Source organism: Gilliamella sp. CG22 (assembly GCF_046635725.1).
In the GTDB taxonomy this organism is placed as follows: domain Bacteria; phylum Pseudomonadota; class Gammaproteobacteria; order Enterobacterales; family Orbaceae; genus Gilliamella; species Gilliamella apicola_I.
The window spans coordinates 1-3,610 of the sequence record NZ_JBIDFK010000022.1 but is presented as its reverse complement, the minus strand read 5'-3'; the positions used below and the strand labels follow the sequence as shown (position 1 = coordinate 3,610).

Here is a 3,610-nt window from a genome sequence, read left to right as displayed (position 1 = left end):
TATTAAGCCAAACGCCGGTAGAAGGGCAATCAGGCATTTATCGCTATGACTTAACCGATTTGGGGCGTGAATATTGGTTTCAATCTATTGATAATAGAGGGAATAGTGGAAGGAAACCTTTTTACAATAGTTCATTTTGCTATGGCCCTAAAAAAATAGTAAAAGTAAAAGATATAACAGAAAAAACGTATGAAAGTGGGTTATATCGAAAAAATCAGACAAATGTGGATGTAAAAATTGATTATCAGGTATTAGATACGCCTGATTGGGCATTAAATAATCAAGATAAGCTTAATGCCTTATATACAGTAAAAGTAAAATTGCCAGGAAAAAATTATCCAGAAACTGTTACTTTTATAAAAGGCGATGACGGTGAGTTATATCATGAAGCTTTAGCCTATTTACTAATTAAACCTTAGAAGCACACAATGAAAAAATTAACTAAATTCACCTTACTGACATTAATCACCTGTTCACTGTTAGGTTGTTATAACAAAGAAAAACTAAGGGAGCATATTCAAAAAGAATATGATGAATCACGAGCCACAAATAAAGCTAAAGGCGACTTTTGCTATTTTCTTGGTTCAGTAAAACTACCGTATACGGATGAACCAGTATTAGAAAGTGATACTCAATGGGCGAGTTGGAATAAAGGTAAATTAGCGAAAACCTTACCACTGTTTGCAGAATTAGGCTTATTAAGCCAAACGCCAGTAGAAGGGCAATCAGGCATTTATCGCTATGACTTGACCGATTTGGGGCGTGAATATTGGCATCAATTTATTGATAATAGATGGAAGAAACCTTTTTACAATAGTTCATTTTGCTATGGCCCTAAAAAAATAGTGAAAGTAAAAGATATAACAGAAAAAACGTATGAAAGTGGGTTATATCGAAAAAATCAGACAAATGTGGATGTAAAAATTGATTATCAGGTATTAGATACGCCTGATTGGGCGTTAAATAATCAAGATAAGCTTAATGCCTTATATACAGTAAAAGTCAAATTGCCAGGAAAAAATTATCCAGAAACTGTTACCTTTATAAAAGGCGATGACGGTGAGTTATATCATGAACCCTTAGCCTATTTATTGATGAAACCAAGAAGCACGGAATGAAAACATTAACTAAATTCACCTTACTGACATTAATCACCTGTTCACTATTGGGTTGTTATAACAAAGAAAAACTAAGGGAGCATATTCAAAAAGAATATGATGAATCACGAGCCATAAATAAAGCTAAAGGCGACTTTTGTTATTTTCTTGGTTCAGTAAAACTACCGTATACGGATGAACCAGTATTAGAAAGTGATACTCAATGGGCGATTTGGAATAAAAATAGATTATTTAAAACGTTACCGTTGTTTGCAGAATTAGGGTTATTGAGCCAAACACCGGTAGAAGGTCAATCAGGCATTTATCGCTATGACTTAACCGATTTGGGGCGTGAATATTGGCATCAATTTATTGATAATAGAGATAAAGACCCTATTTACAATAGTTCATTTTGCTATGGCCCTAAAAAAATAGTAAAAGTAACGGATATAACTGAAAAGACGTATGAAAATGGGTTATATCGAAGAAATCAGACAAATGTGTATGTCGATATCGATTATCAAGTATTGGATACCCCCGATTGGGCATTAAATAATCAAGATAAGCTTAATGCCTTATATAGAGTTGAAGTAAAAGTACCCGGAAAAACTTATATTGATGAGATCACTTTTATCAAAGGCGATGACGGTGAATTATATCATCAACCCTTAGCCTATTTATTGGTGAAACCAAGAAGCACGGAATGAAAACATTAACTAAATTCACTTTACTGACATTAATCACCTGTTCACTGTTAGGTTGTTATAACAAAGAAAAAATAAGGGAGCATATTCAAAAAGAATATGATAGGGCAAGATCAATCACTAAAACCAAAGGTGACTTTTGCTATTTTCTCGGTTCAGTAAAACTACCGTATACGGATGAACCAGTATTAGAAAGTGACAGTCAATGGACGGTTTGGAATAAAGAAGACCTGACACGAACCTTACCACTGTTTGCTGAATTAGGCTTATTAAGCCAAACGCCGGTTGAAGGGCAATCAGGTATTTATCGCTATGACTTAACTGATTTGGGGCGTGAATACTGGCATCAATCTATTGATAATAGAGGGAATAGCGGGAGAAAACCTTTTTACAATAGTTCATTTTGCTATGGCCCTAAAAAAATAGTAAAAGTAAAAGATATAACAGAAAAAACGTATGAAAAAGGTCGTTTTACAGGAAGAAAGGAAACACAAGTTAATGTAAAAATCGATTATCAGGTATTGGATACCCCTGATTGGGTGTTGAATAATCAAGATAAGCTTAATGCCTTATATACGGTAAAAGTAAAATTGCCAGGAAAAAATTATCCAGAAACTGTTACTTTTATAAAAGGCGATGACGGTGAGTTATATCATGAAGCTTTAGCCTATTTACTAATTAAACCTTAGAAGCACACAATGAAAAAATTAACTAAATTCACCTTACTGACATTAATCACCTGTTCACTGTTAGGTTGCTACAACACAAGCCAATCTCAGTCTTTTAGTCAATGGTGTGTTTAAAACCTCTGCCATGGTAGCGGGTGTCGTGGGTGTATTAGGTAGTGCGATATCGATAATGGATGGTATTTTCTTAATTGCCAAAGGACAACAAAAAAGTGGGGCAACCAAAACAGCGTATTGTGTAGCAGGAGGGCTTTAGGTACTGGCTGGTGTATTAAGCTTAGCCGGCACGATAGGTGCGTGGTTACAAATAACCGCCTTTTTAGGGCCGCTAGGGGTGGGGATTTTTGTGTTAGGTTTAATTGCGGGGGTAGTATCAGTCATTTTACTCATTATCTTTGAAGATAAATCAGACAAATGGGATAAAATGCAACTTTGGTTTAACCGCTGTTTATTGGGTTTAAATGAACACCCGGATAAAGGTCTACCTTATTTACCTACGTTTGACAGTATGGCAATGGCAATTAATGACTTTATGGTTGCCATGTTTGGTGCTAATGTTGCTATTCAGTTAGAAAAAGAGAAGATTTATTATGTCAAAAAAATGCGTCAATATTTAGAAGGTGTCAACAATATTGACAAAATTAAAGACAAATATAAAGACCAATATAAAGTCATATATAAAAATAAAGATTGTCCTGACCTTGCAGGAATACAAGCAATGGGTGTTAAAGCCAGAAGTCGCGAAATTTATCTGTCGGTGGCATTGCCTCATTATAATTCTGACGTGAGCCATTACGAAGGGGTGCTTCGCACTTATAATTATGACTATCAAGAGCCCATTACCTTGCACATAAGCAAAGGAAAACTATACCCAATTTTAACCTTTGCCGATAGCTCAGCCACGGATTTATTAATTAAACGGGAAAAACCATTAAAGCCGATAACAGAAAGAAATGAATTAGAAATAAACCAAATAGGTAAAGTTGAAGCTTACAGTAATGCGGTTGACGAAGAAACACAACAAGAGCTGGGTTATTTTAAAATTGTTTATAAAATGGGCGAGTTTTGTTATGACGGCATTGAAGAGCTTTATTTACAAATTAATTACTGGCCACAGGGCAAA

General features: G+C 34.9%; 6 protein-coding genes. All 6 read left to right on the top strand.

Annotation, left to right across the window (positions count from 1 at the left end; genetic code table 11):
* Positions 1-419: hypothetical protein (locus tag ACGH46_RS10935; protein ID WP_411605644.1), on the top strand; the 419-nt coding region annotated here is incomplete at its 5' end.
* A 9-nt stretch (positions 420-428) separates the two neighbouring features.
* Positions 429-1,118, top strand: coding sequence for a hypothetical protein (locus ACGH46_RS10930; protein WP_411605642.1), 690 nt, complete (start codon positions 429-431; stop codon positions 1,116-1,118).
* Positions 1,115-1,804, top strand: coding sequence for a hypothetical protein (locus ACGH46_RS10925; protein WP_411605641.1), 690 nt, complete (start codon positions 1,115-1,117; stop codon positions 1,802-1,804). The genes ACGH46_RS10930 and ACGH46_RS10925 overlap by 4 nt, the downstream gene beginning before the upstream one ends.
* Complete coding sequence (locus tag ACGH46_RS10920) at positions 1,801-2,490, top strand: hypothetical protein (protein ID WP_411605640.1); 690 nt, start codon at positions 1,801-1,803, stop codon at positions 2,488-2,490. Before ACGH46_RS10925 ends, ACGH46_RS10920 begins: the two co-directional genes overlap by 4 nt.
* 106 nt (positions 2,491-2,596) lie before the next feature.
* Positions 2,597-2,743 (top strand): hypothetical protein, encoded by a 147-nt coding sequence (locus ACGH46_RS10915; RefSeq protein WP_411605638.1) that lies wholly within the window; start codon positions 2,597-2,599, stop codon positions 2,741-2,743.
* Positions 2,744-2,833: 90 nt separating this feature from the next.
* Positions 2,834-3,610, top strand: a 777-nt coding sequence (locus ACGH46_RS10910) for a hypothetical protein (RefSeq protein ID WP_411605636.1), incomplete at its 3' end; no start/stop codon positions are given.